Source organism: Kribbella sp. NPDC104740 (assembly GCF_055583505.1).
In genome coordinates this window covers 87,884-105,450 of the sequence record NZ_JBVJNV010000012.1, presented here as the reverse complement: position 1 = coordinate 105,450, position 17,567 = coordinate 87,884, and the positions used below count along the sequence as shown (strand labels likewise).

Sequence of the window (17,567 nt, the reverse complement as noted above, 5' to 3'; positions counted from 1 at the left end):
CGCCCTCCCCCCCTCACTAATTGTTTCTCCATGTGTGGTCGTGTTCCTCGGCTTTTTTGTGTGGTTGTTCTTCCCCCCCCCCCTCCCCCCCGCCCCCCCCCCCCCCCCCCCCCCGGCAGCGAGACTGGCAGTGACAGAGCGGCGCAACGAGGACATGACCGACCCCTCAGGTAAGTGAATTACATGCGTCTCCCCCGCACGCGAAAGTTACCCACGTCACGCAGATGGGTCAAGGGGAAACGGCAAGTCATCCTCCCAGCTCTTGAGGGCAGCCAGCAGCTCCGGCCGCTGAACCGTGTCGAGCGCTTCGGTGAACGCGTCGCCCACCACGTCGGCGATCCGGACCGGCGCCTTCAGCGCGGCCGAACGCACCGCGGCCTCGACCATCGCGACGCTGATCAGGTTCGAGTGCACCTCCGACTGCGGGGTCGTCCCCGACCGGACCGCCGCGACGAACTCGGCCAGCGAGCCGGCGATCTCCTCCGGATCCTCCCGGAGGTCAGCCGGGATCGACTCGCCGCCGGCCCGCTCCGCGACCGGCGCGTTGTCGCCGTCCCAGGTCGCGGTTCCGCCTTCGGCGCTCGCGCGCCACCGGCCGTTCCACGAGGTCTCCAACCCCGGTGCACACCAGCTGCCGGTGAACGAGAAGCGAGCGCCGTTCGCGAAGGTGAAGATCGCGTTCGCCGCTGCGTTCCCGTCGAACCAGCTCCAGTCCGGGTTGTACGAGTCGCAGTAGACCGACACCGGCTCGGAACCGATCAGTGTCCGGGCCAGGTCGAACTGGTGGATCGCCATGTCGACCAGCAGCGGCTCGGCCATCCGCTCGCGGAACCCGCTGAAGTGCGGCGCCTTGGCGAACTCGCAGGCCAGCGACCCGACCGGACCGAGCTCGGCGAGCTGCCGGCGGAACGCCGTACCGGCCCGGAAGTAGCGGCGGGACTGCGAGACCATCAGCAGCTTGCCGCTCACCTCGGCCGCGGCGACCATCGGCAGGCACTCGCGGACCGTCTCGGCCAGCGGCTTCTCGCAGAGCACCGGGAGCCCGCGCAGCAGCGCGTCGATGCTCACTGTCGGGTGCGCGGCCGGGACTGTCACGTCGATCACCGCATCGGCCTCGACGGCCAGGTCTTCGAGGGACCTGGCCACCGGTACGTCGGCGTAGCCGTGCTCGGCGGCCGCCGTACGGGCTGTGTCCAGGTCCAGATCGACCAGGCCGACGAGTACGACGTCGTCGTTCGCGGCGATCGTGCGCAACCAGGCCCGGCCCATCCCACCGGCCCCGACCTGCACGAGCCGCAACGGGTCAGGCATCGGCAGGCTCCTCGATCGCGCCCTGGTAGCCATGCCCGGTGAAGAACTCGCCGGTCTCGTAGCGCAGCAACGTCGGTACGGCGCGCTCGGTCCGGTCGGTCCGCGCCCAAGCGACTCCGTTGGCGATCACTTTCCGGACGTCCTTGTGGTGGTAGACCGGGAAGTCCTGGTCGCCCGGCGAGAAGTAGAAGATCTTGCCGTGCCCACGCCGCCAGGTGCAGCCCGAGCGGAACACCTCGCCGCCGGAGAACGAGGACACAAAGATCAGCTCGTCGGGCACCGGGATGTCGAAGTACTCGCCGTACATCTCCTGCTGCTCGATCTCGATCGGGTGCGGGACGCCCTGCGCGATCGGGTGCGTCGGCGCGACCGTCCAGACCAGCTCGCGGTCCCGCTCGCTGCGCCAGCGCAACGTGCACGACGTCCCCATCAGCTTGCCGAAGATCTTCGACCAGTGGCCGGAGTGCAGCACGACCAGACCCATTCCGGACAGCACCTGCTGATGAACGCGGTCGACGACCTTGTCCTCGACCTCGCCGTGCGCGGCGTGACCCCACCAGACCAGGACGTCGGTGTTGGCCAGCACCTCCTCGGTGAGACCGTGCTCGGGCTCGTCGAGGGTCGTGGTGGTGACGACCGCCTGGTCGCCGAGGTTCTCGGCGATCCCGGCGGCGATCGCGCCGTGCATGCCGTCGGGGTAGAGCTCGGCGACGTGCGGCTCGACCTGCTCGTGCCGGTTCTCGCCCCAGACCAGTACTTTCAAGCTCATACGTCTTGTCCTTAAGGGTTATTTGACCGCTCCGCCGACGGCGCCGGCGGCGATGTACTTCTGCGCGGCGACCAGCAGCACGACGGCCGGGATCGCCGACAGCACCGCGGTGGCCATCACCGCGTTCCAGTTCTGCACCTGGGTACCGAGGTACTGGTAGATCCCGAGCGTCACCGGACGGACGCCGTTCTTGGTGGTCAGCGTCAGCGCGAACAGGAAGTCGCTCCAGGAGAACAGGAAGCTGAACAGACCCGCGGTGATCAGGGAGTTCTTCGAGATCGGCAGCACGATCGCGACGAAGGCACGGACCAGCCCGGCGCCGTCCACCCGCGCGGCCTCCACCAGCGACGGCGGCAGCGAGAGCATGAACGAGCGCAGGATCAGGATCGCGAACGGGATCCCGCTGCTGCAGTTGGCCACGATCAGCCCCGGGATCGAGTTCAGCAGCCCGAGCTTCTCGTACGCCTGGTAGAGCGCGTTGGCGATCACGATGCCCGGGATCATCTGCGAGATCAGGATCGCCAGCAGCCCGATCGACACCCAGCGGGAGCGGAACTGCGACAGCGCGTACGCGCACGGCGTCGCGATCGCCAGACTCAGGACGACGGTGCCGCCGGCGATGATCAGGCTGGTGACCAGGTGCCCGCCCTGCTCACTGAGCGCCCGCCGGTAGCCGGCGAAGCTCGGGTCGAGCGGCAGGAGGCCCGCGGTCAGGGTGTTGCCGGACGGCTGCAGCGACGCGTTCACCATCCAGTACACCGGGAACAGCATCACCACGAGGATCAGGACGCCGAGCACGCTGAAGACCGCGCGCCGGACGGTTGAGTCGGTCATGGAGCCTCACTCGTCCACAGCGCGGCGGGTGCCGCGCAGGTAGAAGACCGCGAACAGGAACGACAGGGCGATCAGCAGGTTGCTCAGCGCCGCGCCCTCACCGAACTTGAAGTCGACGAACGACCGCTCGTACGACTGCGTGGCCAGCGTCTGCGTCGCGTTGGCCGGACCACCGCCGGTCAGGCCGAGGATGATGTCCAGCACCTTGATCGTGTAGACGACGCCGAGCATCAGCACCACGCTGGCCACCGCCCGCAGGTTCGGCCAGGTGATGTGGACGAACGCCCGCCACCCGGTCGCGCCGTCCAGCTGCCCGGCCTCGTAGAGCTCGTCGGGGATCTCGGTCAGCCCGGAGTACAGCAGCGTCACGTTGAACGGGATGCCGATCCAGATGTTCACGCCGATCACCGCGATCAGCGCCACCGACGGCGAGTTCAGCCACGGCACCGGGTCGTCGATCAGTCCGGTACCGAGCAGCGTCCGGTTGAGGATCCCGTTGTCCTGCTCGAGGATCGAGCGCCAGGTCGCGCTGGACACGATCAGCGGCAGCAGCCAGGGCAGCAGCAGCATCGACCGCAGCACCCCGCCGAGCGGGAACCGGCGCCGGAAGAACAGCGCCAGTCCCAGCCCGATCACGAACTGGAACGCGATCGACCCGACCGTGAACAGGGCCGTGTTCACCATCGCCTGCGAGAACAGCTGGTGCTTCACCATCGCCGAGTAGTTGGCCAGCCCGACGAACGGTGCCTCGCCGGTGAAGAAGGTCCGCAGGGTGTAGTCCTGCAGGCTCATCAGCAGGTTCTTCACCACCGGGTAGCCGAACAGCGCGATCATCGCGACCGCGGCCGGCAGCACGAACAGGATCTTGGTCAGCTCCTCGCCCCGGCGGCCGCGCCCCCTGGCGCGCGGCAGCCGTCGTACGGACGTGCCGGTGAGCGTTCCGTCCGCCATCGCGATCAGCCGCCGGAGGCCTGCTTGAAGGCGTCCTGGGGAGAGGCCTTGCCGGTCAGGGCGAGCTGGACGGCCTGGTAGATCACCTTGGCGGCGTCCGGCCACTTCTCCCCGAGCTTGCCGGTCCGGGACCGGGCGTTCTTGACCTGCTCGGTGAACGCGGCCATCGACGGCACGTCCTTGACGTAGGTGTCGAGCAGCGCGGTCCGGGTCGGCACCGTGAACCGGGCCTTGGCCCAGGTCAGCTCGTTCTCGTCCGAGGTCAGGCACTTCACGAAGTCCGCGGCCTTCTGCTGCTTGGCCTGGTCCTTGTTCAGCGGCACGGTCCAGGCCTCACCGCCGAGCGGCGCGACCGGCGTCTGCCCGGCCTTGTTCACCGGGAACTGCACGACGTCCCACTTCACGTTCGGCGTGGTCTGCAACGACGGGATCTGCCACGGCCCGTTCACCATCATCGCGGCCTTGCCCGCGGCGAACTGGTCCTTGGCGTCGCCCTGCGTCCAGTTCACGACGCTCTTCGACGCCGAGCCGGACTGGACGAGATCCGTCCACAGCTGCAGGGCTTCGGCGACCTGCGGGCTGGTCAGATCGGTCTCGTCACCGCCGTTGGTCCACATCGCCGGCAGGAACTGCCAAGCACCCTCGTACGTCGCGTTCGCGTTGAACGCGATCCCGTACCGGCCCGGCTTGGTCAGCTTCTTCGCCGCGGCCCGCAGCTCGTCCCACGTCTTCGGCGGCTGCACGCCGGCCTCGGTGAGCATCTGCGTGTTGTAGAACAGCGCGATCGTGTTCACCACCGGCGCGAGGCCGTAGAGCTTGCCGTCGTACGAGCCGGCGTCGACGATGCCCTGCGCGAAGCCCTCGGAAGTGACACCCAGGTCGTTCAGCGGAGCGAGCGCCCCCGTGGCGGCGATCTGCTGGACGTCGGGGTTGTCGAGCATCAGGACGTCGGGCAGCGTCTTGGACGACGCCTGCTGCAGCACCTTCTGGATCAAGGTGTCACCAGGCACCGTCTCCCGCTGGATGCTGATCCCGAGCTTCGTCGCGCAGCCGTCCAGGCCCTTCTGCACCAGGGCCTTGTCCGGGTCGTTGTTGTAGTAGTCGAGCACGGTGAGGCTGCTGACGGACGCACCCGAGGCGGACGGGCTCTCGCCGTTGTCGCCGCACGCGGCCAGCAGGAGTGGCAGCGCGGTCGCACCCGCCACCAGGGCGGTGATCCGCTTGCTGATCATGGCATCGGACTCCTTCGGGGAATCGACGATCGAAGCGCTTGACCAGTGACCGGCGCCGCACTTGCCGACGCTGCGGTAAAGCGCTTAACTGAATTGGCTAGGACTATGTTCCTTGGGTCACACTGCTGTCAAGGGTTCGAGGGGGACGTATGGCGACGATGCAGGAGGTCGCGGACCGCGCGGGGGTCTCGATCGCGACGGTGTCGTTCCTGCTCAACGACACCAAACCGGTCGGCGCCGCGACCCGGGCCCGGATCGAGCAGGCGATGGCCGATCTCGGCTACCGGCGCAACGTCGTCGCGCGGGCGCTGGCGAGCCGGCGGACGCACATCATCGCGATGGCGTATCCCGCGCTCGAGCACCGGTTCGGGACTTCGACCGCGGAGTTCTTCACCAGCGCCGCCGAGGCCGCCCGCGAGGACGACTACCACTTGGTGCTCTGGCCGGTCGGCAACGACGGCGTCGAGCTGCGCGAGCTGCTCGGGCAGGGGCTGGTCGACGGCGTGGTGCTGATGGAGGTCCAGCTCGACGACGCGCGGGTCGGCGTACTGCGCGAGACCGGTACGCCGTTCGCGATGATCGGCCGGACGACCGAGCTCGAAGGGCTGACCCACGTCGACATCGACTTCGACACGACGGTCGCGGACGCGGTGTCGTATCTCCACGGCCTCGGGCACCGGCGGCTCGTGCTGCTGTCCGGCGACCTGGACGACCCGCGCTTCCACGAGTACGGCCCGTGGGTGCGGATCGGCGACGCCTACCGGCGGATCGCGGCCGAGCACGGGCTGGAGATCGTGGTGATCGAGTGCAGCGACTCGACGCGCGCCGGGCACGAGGCAGCGGGTCAGATCCTGCGCGAGCACCCGGAGACGACGGCCGTGCTGGTGATGAACGAGTTCGCCGCGCTCGGGGTGACCGCCGGGCTGCAGCGTCTCGGGCGTGACGTTCCCGGCGACCTGTCGGTGCTGCCGCTGCTGATGGTGCCGGACACCGCGGCGATGAGTAACCCGGAGCTGACGATCATGCGAACGCCTGGCCCGGAGCTCGGGCGACTTGGCACGCAGTCCTTGATTCGCCACCTGGAAGGCGCCGATCCCCTGCCTCCCCAGCTCGTTCCCGCCAAGCTCGTCCCAGGTGAGTCAGTCGGTCCCGTCCCCTAGCCCAAGTCTTCCGCCCGATCGCATCAGCGGAACGGATCAGTCTCCGGGAGCCAAGCCTCCTTGTCCTCCGGCAGTTCCACCCCTTCGGTCAGCGCCTCGATCGTCCCCAGCACCGCCGCTCTCGTCTCGTCCGCGCGCGACACCAGCGCCCACGTCCAGTACGGCGCCGGCCGCTCGACCTGCCGGCGAACGAGATCGGGCGGCAACGGGATCCCGGTCCGCTTCGGCGAGCTGATCACCGGCCGCCGCAGCCGCCGGACGTGCTCGAAGAACGCCGGCCCGGTGATCCCCTCGTCCTCGATCCGCTCCACCCGCGCGCCGGTCGCCGCCGCGAACTCCTCGGCGTACACGTTCCACGACGACCAGGCGGCGCTGTCCGCGTCGACCAGCACCACCACGTCCTCGGCCCGCACTGGTCCCGCGGCCCCGACGCTCACCGCGTGCAGCCGGTCCACCCCGGCCAACCGCGCCACGAGGCCCTGCTCCTCCAGGTCCGGCGTCCGCACCCAGCAGATCGCCAGGTCGATGCTCCCGTCCGCGACCCGGCTCGCCTGCGTGTGCGACGGCATCACCCACGGGTCCACGACGAGATGCGCGACCCCGGTCGTCCGCGCGACCAGATCCTTCGGGTGCCAGCTCACGTACCCGAGCCGGACACAGTCGGCCCCTTCCAGCCCCGCCGCCGTACGCCGTAACGCGTCCGCCTGCTCCAACAGCTCCCGCGTCTTCGGCAGCAACGCCTGCCCGGACGCGGTCAGCGTCACCGACCGCCGGTCGCGCTCGAACAGCTGCACCCCGAGATCGCGCTCCAGCGCCTTGATCTGCTGGGACAGCGACGGCCCGGCGATCAGCAACCGGGCGGCCGCCCGCCCGAAGTTCAGCTCCTCGGCGACCGCGACGAAGTACCGCAACTGACGCAGCTCCACCCGACGATCGTACGGCGCCGGGCCTCGGAGCCGCGGCCTCCCAGCAGGGAGGATCTCGGTCGTTCGGAAACCACCGCCGGCGCGCAACCCTCGGGACATGGACAACAACACGCAGAAAGTCGCCGTCGTCACCGGAGCGTCCCAGGGCATCGGCGAAGGCCTGGTCACGGCGTACCGCAAGCTCGGGTACGCCGTGGTCGCGAACTCCCGCTCGATCGAGCGCTCCGGCGACCCGATGGTGCTCACCGTGCCCGGGGACATCGCCGAGCCCGGCACCGGGACCCGGGTGATCGAGGCCGCGCTGGCCGAGTTCGGCCGGGTCGACACGCTGATCAACAACGCCGGCGTCTTCGTCGCCAAGCCGTTCACCGACTACTCCGACGAGGACTTCGACCTGGTCACCGGGGTCAACCTGCGCGGCTTCTTCGAGATCTCGCAGCAGGCCGTCAAGGCGATGCTGGCCACCGGCGGCGGGCACGTCGTGAACGTCTCGACCAGCCTGGTCGACCACGCCAACACCGCCGTCCCGTCGGCGCTCGCCTCGCTCACCAAGGGCGGCCTGAACGCCGTCACCAAGTCGCTGGCCGTCGAGTACGCCGCCCGCGACATCCGCGTCAACACCGTTGCCCTCGGCATCATCGAGACGCCGATGCACCCGGCCGAGACGCACGCGACGCTGGCCACCCTGCACCCGGTCGGCCGGATCGGCGCGATCGCCGACGTGGTGGACGCGGTCACCTACCTGGAGAACGCGGCCTTCGTCACCGGCGAGGTCCTGCACGTCGACGGCGGCCAGAGCGCCGGCCACTGATGTCCGCCACCGACACCCTGACCGCGGTCGCCGACCGCTGGCGCGCCGCGGTCAACGCCCACGACCCGGAGCTGGTCGCGTCGTACTTCACCGGCGACGCGATCTTCCAGGGCCTGCACCCGTACTCGGTCGGCCCGGAAGGCGTCGCGACGTACTACGCCGCCCAGCCACTCGGCATGACCGCGGAGTACGCCGTACTGGAGACCCGGCAGCTCGCCGACGACCTGGTCCTCGGCTACCTGACGGTGGACTTCGCGTTCACCGACCGGCCGACGAGGACGCTCAACCTCAGCCTGCTCGTCCGGAAGGTCGAGGACACCTGGCAGATCGCGCACTACCAGGTCTCTCAGCTTCCCGAAAGCTCGAACGTCTAGAGCTCGAACGTCGCGGCGACCGGGAGGTGGTCGGCGGCGTGGGTGATCGGGGTTCGCGCGGACTTGGCCTTGAAGGCCGCCGAGTGCAGGACGTAGTCGATCCGGGAGATCGGGAAGATCGCCGGGTTGGTGAGGCCCAGGCCGAAGCCGACCTCGGGCCAGGTGTCCTTCCAGGTGGCGGTCAGCGCCTTGATCTCCGGGGACGTCGGTACGGCGTTGAGGTCGCCGGTGAGCAGCGTGGGAGTGGTCGGGCCGGCCAGGAGCTGGGTGATCTTCTGGGCCTGCTCGACCCGCTCGGCGGAGGTGAGCTTGGACAGGTGCGTGTTCGCGAAGCGCACGTCCTGGCCGTTGACGTCGAGGGTGGCGACGGCCAAGCCGCGCTGCTCACTGCCGGCGTACACGGGCAGCAGGGTGTTGCTGAAGTCCTTGATCGGGTAGCGCGACAGGATCGCGGTGCCGTACTGGCGGCGCGGGTCGCCGGGGGTGAGCGGGTCGAGGTCGAGGTTGGCGGCGAAGCGGTACTCCATGCCGAGCCGGTTCGCGAGCCAGGCAGCCTGGTCGACCCAGTCGCTGCGCTCGCTCCAGTGCACGTCGACCTCCTGCAGGCCGACCACCGCGGCACCGGACCGGCTGATCACCGTGGCGATGCGCTCGAGGTTCAGGGCGCCGTCGACGCCCTGCCCGTGATGGATGTTGTACGTGAGCACCGGCACGGTGACGACCGCGCGGGGCTGGGCGACGGCGACGGCCGGCGTCACCACGAGCAGGGCGGCGACGGCGACGAGCAGACGGCGGAATCTACGCATGGACAGATCACATCAGCCGCCCGGGCCACCGGCCCGGGTATTCGCTCCTCGCCGAAACCTCAGCCGAGCAGGTCGCGGACCCAGCGCGGGTCCGGGTTCACCCGGTGGTCGTTGCCTACGACAACGGTGGGGACGGTTTCGTCGCCACCGGTGAGAGCGCGGACGTTCGCGGCGGCCGCCGGGTCGGCCCAGATGTTCACCCAGTGGGCATCGCCGCCGCGGCGGCCGAGCTTGCGGCGCAGGCGCAGGCAGAAGGAGCAGCCCGGGCGCCAGTAGATGATCGGGCGGCCGTCGGCGGCGGCCAGGCGCTCGGCCTCGGCGGCCGGCGTCGAGCGCGGGAACGCCAGCGGAGACAGCACGAAACCGACCGCCGCGAAGGCGATCAGCTCGAAGCAGGCCAGCACCCAGCGGCCGGCCAGGAACTGGCTTGCCGACGTTGCAAGGCCCACGAAGAGAAACGCCCCGGCCAGACTCCAGGTGCGGAGCAGGCCGGGGCGTTTCACCGTACTCAGAGCTTCAGGGCTCCCGCGACGACGTCGGCCAGCGAGTGGGCGACGTCGTGGGCGGTGTCGGAGGACTCGGCCTCGACCATCACCCGGACCAGCGGCTCGGTGCCCGACGGGCGGAGCAGGACCCGGCCGGTGTCGCCGAGGCGCTCGGTGGCCGCGGTGACCGCGGTCTGGACGGTCGTGTCGGTACCCGCGCGGGTCTTGTCCACGTTCGGGACGTTGACCAGGACCTGCGGCAGCCGCGTCATCACGGCGGCCAGCTCGCGCAGCGACTTGCCGGTCGCGGCGACCCGGGCCAGCAGGTTGATCGCGGTCAGCGTGCCGTCGCCGGTGGTGGCGTGGTCGGACAGGATCACGTGCCCGGACTGCTCACCGCCGAGTTTGTGGCCGCCGGCCTTCATCGCCTCCAGCACGTACCGGTCGCCGACCTTGGTCTGCTCGACCGCGATCTGCTCCCGGACCATCGCCTGGACGAAACCGAGGTTGCTCATCACAGTCGCCACGACGGTGTCGTTGGACAGCCGGCCGCTGTCGCGCATCGCGAGCGCCAGCACGGCGAGGATCTGGTCGCCGTCGACCAGCTCACCGGTGCCGTCGATGGCCAGGCAGCGGTCGGCGTCGCCGTCGAGCGCGATGCCGAGATCGGCGCCGTGCCCGATCACCTCGCGGCGCAGCCCCTCCATGTGGGTGGAGCCGCACTCGAGGTTGATGTTCAGGCCGTCCGGGCTGGCGGCGTACGTGATCACCTCGGCGCCGAGCCGGCGCAGCGCCTCCGGTGCCGTCAGGGACGCGGCACCGTTGGCGCAGTCGATCACGACCTTGACACCGTCGAAGCGGTTCGGCGCGGACCGGACCAGGTGCGCGACGTAGGTCTCGAACCCCTGCCCGTCGTCGTGCACCCGCCCGACGGCCTTACCGGTCGGGCGCTGCCACTCCTCGCCCATCCGGGCCTCGATGGCGTCCTCGATCGGGTCGTCGAGCTTGATCCCGCCGCGGGCCAGGAACTTGATGCCGTTGTCCGGCATCGGGTTGTGGCTGGCCGACAACATCACACCCAGATCGGCACCGGTCGAACCGGTCAGGTACGCGACCGCGGGGGTCGGCAGCACGCCGAGCTTGAAGACGTCGACGCCGGCGCTGGCCAGACCGGCCACGACGGCGGCTTCCAGGAACTCACCACTGGCACGCGGATCCCGGCCCACAACGGCGCGTGGCCGGTGCCCTTCGAAGGCACCGGCCTCGCCGAGTACGTGAGCGGCGGCGACCGAGAGGTCGAGCGCCAGCTCCGCGGTCAGGTCCACGTTCGCCAGGCCACGGACGCCGTCCGTGCCGAACAAACGCGCCATCAGGTGATCAGCGCTTGCTGTACTGCGGAGCCTTACGGGCCTTCTTGAGACCGGCCTTCTTGCGCTCCTTGATCCGCGCGTCGCGGGTGAGCAGACCGGCCTTCTTCAGACCCGGGCGGTTCGCCTCCTCGTCGGCGGCGTTCAGGCAGCGCGCGACACCCAGCTGCAGGGCGCCGGCCTGGCCGGTGATGCCACCGCCGTTGATCCGGGCGATCACGTCGTAGGAGCCCTCCAGGCCCGCGACGACGAACGGCTCGTTCACGTGCTGCTGGTGCACCTTGTTCGGGAAGTAGACGTCCAGCGGCTTGCCGTTGACCGTCCAGTTGCCGGTGCCGGGGACCAGGCGAACGCGCGCCACGGCCTCCTTACGGCGACCGGTCGCACCGGCCGGGTTGATCACCGCGACGCGGCCGGACTCGGCGCGCTGCTCCGGGCTCGGGTTCGTCTCGGAGGTGTACGCGACCGGGCCCTCGTTGTCGATGGGGACCTCGGGGTCGAACTCGGCGGTCTCGGTGGTGGTGACGTCGCTCACGCTGGAAATCCTCGTTTACCTGGCTCGTCGATCGCTCTACTGGGCGATCTGGGTGATCTCGAAAGGCTTCGGCTGCTGGGCCGTGTGCGGGTGCTCCGGACCGGCGTACACCTTCAGCTTGGTGAGCAGCTTCCGGCTGAGACGGTTCTTCGGCAGCATCCCCCAGACAGCCTTCTCGACGGCCTTACGGGGGTCCTTGTCGAGGATCTCACCGATCGGCGTCGCCGTCAGACCACCCGGGTGACCCGAGTGGCGGTAGGCCAGCTTGTCGGTCCGCTTGCTGCCGGACAGGGCGACCTTGGAGGCGTTGACGACGACGACGAAGTCGCCTCCGTCAACGTGCGGGGCGAAGGTCGGCTTGTGCTTGCCTCGCAGAAGAGTTGCGATCTGGACGGCGAGCCGACCGAGCGTGACGTCGGTGGCGTCGATCACGTGCCACTCGCGAGTGACGTCAGCAGGCTTCGGGCTGTACGTGCGCACGGTCGTTGACCTTCGTTTCTCAGAGATTGACAAAAGTGGGGCGTCGGCGAGCGGTATCACCGAGGACCGGTGCAGACCTGAAACGCACAACAGCAGCCCAGAATACCGGCGGGGACACGTCGGGGTCAAAGTGAGCGCGAACGGCCCGGGGACCCCGGGTTGGAACCGAACTCCGACCGCACTAGTTTAGCCGTGAAGAACAGAAGTCCGAACCGCGTCCCGCCGGCTGACGATCACCCTCACTGGCTCCGGCGATGACGCCAGCTTCCGAAGAGGGCACCGTGACCGAACAGTCGCTCACCGTCCGGGACAACCGGACCGGCAAGGACTACGACCTTGCCATCACCGACGGCACCATCCGTGCCGCAGATCTCAAGCAGATCAGCGCTACCGACGGAGACGGTGGCCTGGCCACCTACGACCCCGGCTTCGTCAACACCGCCTCGACCCGCTCCTCGGTCACCTTCATCGACGGTGACAAGGGCATCCTGGAGTACCGCGGCTACCCGATCGAGCAGCTCGCCGAGCAGTCGAACTACCTCGAGGTGGCCTACCTGCTGGTCAACGGCAAGCTGCCGAACAAGGCCGAGTACGAGGGCTGGGCGCACGACGTGACGTATCACACGTTCGTGCACGAGAACCTGAAGACCTTCATGCAGGGCTTCCGGTACGACGCGCACCCGATGGGGATGCTGCTGGCCTCGGTGGGCGCGCTGTCCACCTTCTACCCCGAGTCCCGGGAGATCTTCGACGAGGAGTCGCGGGCGCTGCAGATCCGCCGGCTGATCGCGAAGATGCCGACGCTCGGCGCGTTCGCCTACCGGCACGCGCAGGGCAAGCCGTACGTCTACCCCGACAACGAGCTCAGCTACGCGGCGAACTTCCTGTCGATGCTGTTCAAGATGAGCGAGCCCAAGTACGCCGCCGACGACCGGCTGGTGCGGGCGCTGGAGATCCTGTTCATCCTGCACGCCGACCACGAGCAGAACGCCTCCACCAACGCGGTGCGCGCGATCGGCTCGACCCAGGTCGACCCGTACAGCGCCGTCACCGGTGGCATCGCCGCCCTCTACGGCCCGCTGCACGGCGGCGCCAACGAGGCGGTGCTGAAGATGCTGCGCCGGATCGGCACCGTCGACAACGTCCCGTCGTTCATCGAGGGCGTCAAGAACGGCGAAGAGCGGCTGATGGGCTTCGGCCACCGGGTCTACAAGAACTACGACCCGCGGGCCAAGATCATCAAGAAGGCCGCCGACGACGTCTTCGAGGTCACCGGGATCAACCCGCTGCTGAAGATCGCCGTCGAGCTGGAGAAGATCGCGCTGGAGGACGAGTACTTCGTCTCCCGCAAGCTCTACCCGAACGTGGACTTCTACTCCGGCCTGATCTACGAGGCCCTGCAGTTCCCGCCGGAGATGTTCACCGTGCTGTTCGCCATCCCGCGTACCTCGGGCTGGCTGGCCCAGTGGCTGGAGAGCCTCGGCGACAGCGACCAGAAGATCGCCCGCCCGAAGCAGATCTACACCGGTGCCCGCGGCATCGACTACGTCCCGATGGGCGACCGCTAGTCATTGCCTGAAGCAACGAAACCCCCAGCGGCGCGGCGCCGGTGGGGGTTTCGCCGTTCCCGGGCCGGAGTTGGGACGACCCCGGTCCGGCAGGGGAGCCACGGACCGGGGTCGTGCTGTGCTTCTGCCGGCTACGACGCGGCGGCCGGGGTGCGCGGTTCCCGGGCGGCGGCGAAGAGTTCGTCGAACTGCCCGCTGGCGCGGGCCATCGCGACGTGGTCGACGTAGTCGCGGGACTCGACGATCAGCCCGTCGCGGACCCGGAGCACGAAGATGCAGGGGACGCGGAACGTCGCGCCGTCGGCGGCGCGCGTCCCGGCGTACTCGAACTCGGCGACGATCACCTCGGGGTCCGCGGTCTCGTGGACGCGGACGTTGTCGGGGACGAACCTGATGGCCGAGGCGACCCGCGGGCCGGTGCCGCCGAAGTGCTCGCGGAGCGCGGCGCGAGTGAGCAGCGGGTGGTCGCCGCCGGGCGCCATCGGGTGCCGGACGTCGGTCTGTTCGGCGTACAGGCCGGGCAGGGTGGCGAAGTCGCCGGCGGCGACGCCGTGGACCAGGCGCAGGAAGACCTCGGACGGGGTCAAGACAACCTCCTAAGCGAAGTGGTGACTCCGAATATATGGAGTACGAACTTCGGTTACAACCAAAATGGCTCGGCCGGCGTCTTCTACGCTGTGCGGGACGAAGGAGGGTGGGCGGGTGCGAGCTGACGCGCGGGACAACCGGGAACGGATCCTGACCGCGGCCGAGCAGGTGTTCGGGCGGTCGACGGCGGCGTCGACGGACGACGTGGCGAAGCTGGCGGGGGTCGGGATCGCGACCGTGTTCCGGCACTTCCCGACCAAGGTGGAGCTGCTGGAGGCGGTGCTGACACTGCGGCTGCAGCGGCTGCGTGACACGGCCGCCGAGCTGGCGGGCGGCAGCGACCCCGGTACGGCGTTCTTCGAGTTCTTCGACCAGGTGGTCGCCGAGTCGGGGTCCAAGCTGGCGATCGCGGAGGCGCTGGTCGCCGCCGGCAGCGCGCCGGGCGAGCACGCCCGCCAGGCCGGGCAGGAGATGCGTCAGGCCTTCGGAGAGCTGCTCGTCAAGGCTCAGCACAGCGGTGCCGTCCGGGCCGACGCCCAGTTCCCCGAGGTGTACGCCCTGCTGGTCGGCGCCTCCCGTGGCGCGACGGCGACCGGGCTGGACCTGGAGGTCCGGGACCGCATGCTCGCAATCCTCTACGACGGGCTGCGGCAACGCCGGTGAGGCGCCGCTGGCACCGCTGGTCACGCAGGCGCCGGGTCATCACCGTCCTGCTGCTGGTCGTCCTGCCCGCGATCCCTGTACCGCTCAGCGCGTACGCCGTGTCGCTGCGGCTCCACTACACCGGCGACCCGGCGCCGCAGGCGCTCACTCGCGGCCGCGACGCCGTCTGGCTCGGCCACGCCTGGGTGGACGGCCGCAAGACCACCGCCGACGTCACCGCGCTGGCCGAGCGACTCTCCACGACGGGGGTCCGTGACCTGTACGTGCACGCCGGGCCGCTGGAGCACGACGGCAGTCTCGCGGTGACAAAGGTCTCCCCCACGGCCCGCTGGTTCACCGACGCGATGGGCCAGGCGGCTCCCGGCGTACGGGTGCAGGCGTGGCTCGGCGACATCGTCCAGCCGGCCAAGAATCCGGGCCTGGACCTCGACGACCCGGCGGTTCGCGACCGGGTGACCGCGTCGTCCGCGGCGGTGCTCGACCAGGGCTTCGACGGCATCCACTTCGACTTCGAGCCGGTCCACTCCGGGTCGGCCGGGTTCCTCGCCGTACTGGACCAGGTGCACCGCCTGACCGCCGAACGCGGTGTCCCGCTGTCGGTCGCCGCGGCCCAGATCGACCCGCTGTGGTCGCTGAACTCGATCGCCCTGGCCGTCGCCGACGAGGGCAAGTGGTGGTCCCAGGACTACTTCGCCGAGGTCGCGCGCCGGGTCGAGCAGATCGCGGTGATGTCGTACGACACCGCGATGCCGCTGGAGTCCCTGTACGGCGGCTACGTCGCCCAACAGACCCGCCTGGCGCTGGAGGTCACCCCCGCCCAGGTCGACCTGCTGATGGGCCTCCCGGCGTACTGGGAGGACAACTTCAGCCACCGCGGCAGCGCCGAGACCGTGGAAGCCGCCGTCCGCGGCGCCCGCCTCGGCCTCGGCACCGACCCGAAACAGAACTTCGGTCTGGCCCTCTACGTCGACTTCACCGCCACCGAGGCGCACTGGACGGCGTACAGAGCCGGCTGGGTGAAGCCCTAGCGGGCGCGTTCCACGCGGCCTTCGTCCCAGACCGGTGTGGTCGACTCGTAGACCGAGCCGTCGGAGCCGAAGACCAGGTAGCGGTCGAAGTCGCGGGCGAACCAGCGGTCGTGGGTGACCGCGAGGACCGTGCCGTCGAAGGAGTCGAGGCCTTCCTCCAGCGCTTCGGCGGACTCGACGTCGAGGTTGTCGGTGGGCTCGTCGAGCAGGAGCAGGGTCGCGCCGGACAGCTCCAGGAGCAGGATCTGGAAGCGGGCCTGCTGGCCGCCGGAGAGGCTGTCGAAGGACTGTTCGGCGGCGTGGGCCAGCTCGTAGCGGTCGAGCTTGCGGGAAGCCAGCTCGCGGCCCATACCGTCGCGGTGCTCGTCGCCACGGTGCAGGATCTCGAGCAGCGTACGGCCGGCCAGCTCGGGGTGCTCGTGGGTCTGCGCGAACCAGCCCGGGCGCACGCGGGCGCCGAGCTTGGCGTTGCCGGTGTGCGCGACCGGCGGGATCTCCACCTCGCCGACCGGCTGGTGCTCGATGTCCGGGTCGGAGCCGCCGTTGGCGAGCAGCCGCAGGAAGTGCGACTTGCCGGAGCCGTTGGAGCCGAGCACGGCCACGCGTTCGCCGTACCAGACCTCGAGTTCGAAGGGCTTCATCAGCCCGGTCAGCTCCAGCCCGGTGGCGACGACAGCGCGCTTACCGGTCCGCCCGCCGGTGAGCCGCATGCTGACCTTCTGCTCACGCGGGATCGCCTGCGGCGGCCCGGCCTCCTCGAACTTCGCCAGCCGGGTCTGCGCCGCCTTGTACCGCGACGCAAGGCCGTCGTTGTACGCCGCCTTCGTCTTGTACATCAGCACCAGCGCCTTGAGCTTCGCGTGCTCCTCGTCCCACCGGCGGCGCAACTCCTCCAGCCGCTCGAACCGGTGCTTGCGGGCCTCGTGGTAGGTCTTGAAGCCGCTGCCGTGCGTCCAGATCGTGTTGCCGGCGGCACCGAGCTCGACGGTGACGATCCGGGTGGCGGTGTTGGCCAGCAGCTCCCGGTCGTGGCTGATGTACAGCACGGTCTTGGTGGTCGCGTTGAGCTGCTCCTCCAGCCAGCGCTTGCCCGGTACGTCGAGGTAGTTGTCCGGCTCGTCCAGCATCAGTACTTCGTCCGGACCGCGCAGCAGCGCCTCCAGCACGAGCCGCTTCTGCTCGCCGCCGGACAGCGTCTTCACCTCACGCCAGCGGCAGTTGTCGTACGGGATGCCGAGGGCGGACGTCGTACAGACGTCCCAGAGCACCTCCGCGTCGTACCCGCCGACCTCGCCCCAGTCCGAGACGGCCTGGGCGTAGCGCAGCTGGGTCTTCTCGTCGTCGGACTCCATCATCTTCAGCTCGGCCTGGTCGAGGGTGGCCGCGGCGTCCTGGACGGCCTGTGGCGCGACGCTCAGCAGCAGGTCGCGCACGGTCGTCTCGTCGCGCACCGAGCCGACGAACTGGCGCATCACGCCGAGCCCGCCGGAGCGCGCGATGCTGCCGCTGTGCGGTTTCAGGTCGCCGGCGATGATCTTGGTCAGCGTCGTCTTGCCGGACCCGTTCGCGCCGACCAGCGCGACCTTCGCGCCGTCGCCGACCCGGAACGTGATGTCGTCCAGCAGCACCCGCCCGTCCGGCAGCTCGAACCCGATCCCGGACACGTCCACATGACCCAT

Annotated in this window: 19 protein-coding genes; 6 read left to right on the top strand and 13 right to left on the bottom strand. The window is 69.5% G+C overall.

Features of this window, described 5'->3' with window-relative positions:
* Window positions 1-216: 216 nt before the first annotated feature.
* The 5 genes from ACZ6Z4_RS38475 to ACZ6Z4_RS38455 are packed head-to-tail and all read right to left on the bottom strand — an operon-like array spanning window position 217 to window position 5,097.
* A complete protein-coding gene (locus ACZ6Z4_RS38475; protein ID WP_465577367.1) occupies window positions 217-1,311 on the bottom strand; it encodes a Gfo/Idh/MocA family protein in 1,095 nt (364 codons plus the stop codon).
* A complete protein-coding gene (locus ACZ6Z4_RS38470) occupies window positions 1,304-2,080 on the bottom strand; it encodes a ThuA domain-containing protein (protein WP_465577364.1) in 777 nt (258 codons plus the stop codon). Before ACZ6Z4_RS38470 ends, ACZ6Z4_RS38475 begins: the two co-directional genes overlap by 8 nt.
* An 18-nt stretch (window positions 2,081-2,098) precedes the next feature.
* Window positions 2,099-2,914 carry a carbohydrate ABC transporter permease gene (locus tag ACZ6Z4_RS38465; protein ID WP_465577361.1) on the bottom strand — a complete coding sequence of 272 codons (816 nt, stop codon included), beginning with the start codon at window positions 2,912-2,914 and terminating at the stop codon, window positions 2,099-2,101.
* 6 nt (window positions 2,915-2,920) lie between these two features.
* Window positions 2,921-3,865: a carbohydrate ABC transporter permease gene (locus ACZ6Z4_RS38460; protein WP_465577357.1), complete on the bottom strand. Its 945-nt coding sequence runs from the start codon at window positions 3,863-3,865 to the stop codon at window positions 2,921-2,923.
* Window positions 3,866-3,870: 5 nt separating this feature from the next.
* Window positions 3,871-5,097: an ABC transporter substrate-binding protein gene (locus ACZ6Z4_RS38455; protein WP_465577354.1), complete on the bottom strand. Its 1,227-nt coding sequence runs from the start codon at window positions 5,095-5,097 to the stop codon at window positions 3,871-3,873.
* Between the two features lie 149 nt (window positions 5,098-5,246).
* Here ACZ6Z4_RS38455 and ACZ6Z4_RS38450 point away from each other — a divergent pair, with 149 nt between their 5' ends.
* Window positions 5,247-6,257: a LacI family DNA-binding transcriptional regulator gene (locus ACZ6Z4_RS38450; protein ID WP_465577349.1), complete on the top strand. Its 1,011-nt coding sequence runs from the start codon at window positions 5,247-5,249 to the stop codon at window positions 6,255-6,257.
* A 23-nt stretch (window positions 6,258-6,280) separates the two neighbouring features.
* On the opposite strand, the gene ACZ6Z4_RS38445 is transcribed toward ACZ6Z4_RS38450, so the two are convergent.
* Entirely contained in the window at window positions 6,281-7,183 is a 903-nt protein-coding gene (locus ACZ6Z4_RS38445; RefSeq protein WP_465577342.1) for a LysR family transcriptional regulator, read from the bottom strand.
* A gap of 97 nt (window positions 7,184-7,280) precedes the next feature.
* Here ACZ6Z4_RS38445 and ACZ6Z4_RS38440 point away from each other — a divergent pair, with 97 nt between their 5' ends.
* Together ACZ6Z4_RS38440 and ACZ6Z4_RS38435 are read left to right on the top strand one after the other, a co-directional pair.
* The gene (locus tag ACZ6Z4_RS38440) at window positions 7,281-7,994 is read left to right on the top strand and encodes an SDR family NAD(P)-dependent oxidoreductase (protein ID WP_465577337.1); all 714 of its coding nucleotides are present in this window, start codon (window positions 7,281-7,283) and stop codon (window positions 7,992-7,994) included.
* Window positions 7,994-8,368: an SgcJ/EcaC family oxidoreductase gene (locus tag ACZ6Z4_RS38435; protein ID WP_465577332.1), complete on the top strand. Its 375-nt coding sequence runs from the start codon at window positions 7,994-7,996 to the stop codon at window positions 8,366-8,368. The genes ACZ6Z4_RS38440 and ACZ6Z4_RS38435 overlap by 1 nt, the downstream gene beginning before the upstream one ends.
* Here ACZ6Z4_RS38435 and ACZ6Z4_RS38430 read toward each other — a convergent pair.
* Genes ACZ6Z4_RS38430 through rplM form a run of 5 tightly spaced genes read right to left on the bottom strand, consistent with a single transcriptional unit; the run spans window position 8,365 to window position 12,041 of the window.
* On the bottom strand, window positions 8,365-9,174 hold the full coding sequence (locus ACZ6Z4_RS38430; RefSeq protein ID WP_465577329.1) for an endonuclease/exonuclease/phosphatase family protein: 810 nt from the start codon (window positions 9,172-9,174) through the stop codon (window positions 8,365-8,367). The genes ACZ6Z4_RS38435 and ACZ6Z4_RS38430 overlap by 4 nt on opposite strands.
* A 59-nt stretch (window positions 9,175-9,233) precedes the next feature.
* Window positions 9,234-9,677, bottom strand: coding sequence for a glutaredoxin domain-containing protein (locus ACZ6Z4_RS38425; RefSeq protein ID WP_465577326.1), 444 nt, complete (start codon window positions 9,675-9,677; stop codon window positions 9,234-9,236).
* A 5-nt stretch (window positions 9,678-9,682) separates the two neighbouring features.
* Entirely contained in the window at window positions 9,683-11,029 is a 1,347-nt protein-coding gene (glmM, locus tag ACZ6Z4_RS38420) for a phosphoglucosamine mutase (RefSeq protein WP_363677042.1), read from the bottom strand.
* A gap of 7 nt (window positions 11,030-11,036) precedes the next feature.
* Complete coding sequence (gene rpsI / locus ACZ6Z4_RS38415) at window positions 11,037-11,561, bottom strand: 30S ribosomal protein S9 (RefSeq protein ID WP_465577323.1); 525 nt, start codon at window positions 11,559-11,561, stop codon at window positions 11,037-11,039.
* Between the two features lie 36 nt (window positions 11,562-11,597).
* Window positions 11,598-12,041 (bottom strand): 50S ribosomal protein L13, encoded by a 444-nt coding sequence (gene rplM / locus ACZ6Z4_RS38410; RefSeq protein ID WP_363677043.1) that lies wholly within the window; start codon window positions 12,039-12,041, stop codon window positions 11,598-11,600.
* 281 nt (window positions 12,042-12,322) lie between these two features.
* Here rplM and ACZ6Z4_RS38405 point away from each other — a divergent pair, with 281 nt between their 5' ends.
* A complete protein-coding gene (locus tag ACZ6Z4_RS38405; RefSeq protein WP_363677044.1) occupies window positions 12,323-13,609 on the top strand; it encodes a citrate synthase in 1,287 nt (428 codons plus the stop codon).
* 131 nt (window positions 13,610-13,740) lie between these two features.
* Here the strand turns inward: ACZ6Z4_RS38405 and ACZ6Z4_RS38400 are convergent, their stop codons facing one another.
* Window positions 13,741-14,196, bottom strand: coding sequence for a nuclear transport factor 2 family protein (locus ACZ6Z4_RS38400; RefSeq protein ID WP_465577318.1), 456 nt, complete (start codon window positions 14,194-14,196; stop codon window positions 13,741-13,743).
* Between the two features lie 115 nt (window positions 14,197-14,311).
* Between ACZ6Z4_RS38400 and ACZ6Z4_RS38395 the strand changes: the two genes are divergently transcribed.
* Both ACZ6Z4_RS38395 and ACZ6Z4_RS38390 read left to right on the top strand, forming a co-directional pair.
* A complete protein-coding gene (locus tag ACZ6Z4_RS38395) occupies window positions 14,312-14,860 on the top strand; it encodes a TetR/AcrR family transcriptional regulator (protein WP_465577315.1) in 549 nt (182 codons plus the stop codon).
* Window positions 14,857-15,888: a glycoside hydrolase family 18 protein gene (locus ACZ6Z4_RS38390; protein WP_465577312.1), complete on the top strand. Its 1,032-nt coding sequence runs from the start codon at window positions 14,857-14,859 to the stop codon at window positions 15,886-15,888. Before ACZ6Z4_RS38395 ends, ACZ6Z4_RS38390 begins: the two co-directional genes overlap by 4 nt.
* On the opposite strand, the gene ACZ6Z4_RS38385 is transcribed toward ACZ6Z4_RS38390, so the two are convergent.
* Window positions 15,885-17,567, bottom strand: coding sequence for an ABC-F family ATP-binding cassette domain-containing protein (locus ACZ6Z4_RS38385; RefSeq protein WP_465577309.1), 1,683 nt, complete (start codon window positions 17,565-17,567; stop codon window positions 15,885-15,887). The genes ACZ6Z4_RS38390 and ACZ6Z4_RS38385 overlap by 4 nt on opposite strands.

Bases quoted from the DNA above. Each gene is read 5' to 3' on its own strand.
- ACZ6Z4_RS38465 (WP_465577361.1), bottom strand. From the start codon at position 2,914: ATGACCGACTCAACCGTCCGGCGCGCGGTCTTCAGCGTGCTCGGCGTC.
- ACZ6Z4_RS38435 (WP_465577332.1), top strand. From the start codon at position 7,994: ATGTCCGCCACCGACACCCTGACCGCGGTCGCCGACCGCTGGCGCGCC.
- glmM (WP_363677042.1), bottom strand. From the start codon at position 11,029: ATGGCGCGTTTGTTCGGCACGGACGGCGTCCGTGGCCTGGCGAACGTG.
- ACZ6Z4_RS38470 (WP_465577364.1), bottom strand. From the start codon at position 2,080: ATGAGCTTGAAAGTACTGGTCTGGGGCGAGAACCGGCACGAGCAGGTC.
- ACZ6Z4_RS38475 (WP_465577367.1), bottom strand. From the start codon at position 1,311: ATGCCTGACCCGTTGCGGCTCGTGCAGGTCGGGGCCGGTGGGATGGGC.
- ACZ6Z4_RS38385 (WP_465577309.1), bottom strand. From the start codon at position 17,567: ATGGGTCATGTGGACGTGTCCGGGATCGGGTTCGAGCTGCCGGACGGG.
- ACZ6Z4_RS38460 (WP_465577357.1), bottom strand. From the start codon at position 3,865: ATGGCGGACGGAACGCTCACCGGCACGTCCGTACGACGGCTGCCGCGC.
- ACZ6Z4_RS38440 (WP_465577337.1), top strand. From the start codon at position 7,281: ATGGACAACAACACGCAGAAAGTCGCCGTCGTCACCGGAGCGTCCCAG.
- ACZ6Z4_RS38450 (WP_465577349.1), top strand. From the start codon at position 5,247: ATGGCGACGATGCAGGAGGTCGCGGACCGCGCGGGGGTCTCGATCGCG.
- ACZ6Z4_RS38430 (WP_465577329.1), bottom strand. From the start codon at position 9,174: ATGCGTAGATTCCGCCGTCTGCTCGTCGCCGTCGCCGCCCTGCTCGTG.
- ACZ6Z4_RS38455 (WP_465577354.1), bottom strand. From the start codon at position 5,097: ATGATCAGCAAGCGGATCACCGCCCTGGTGGCGGGTGCGACCGCGCTG.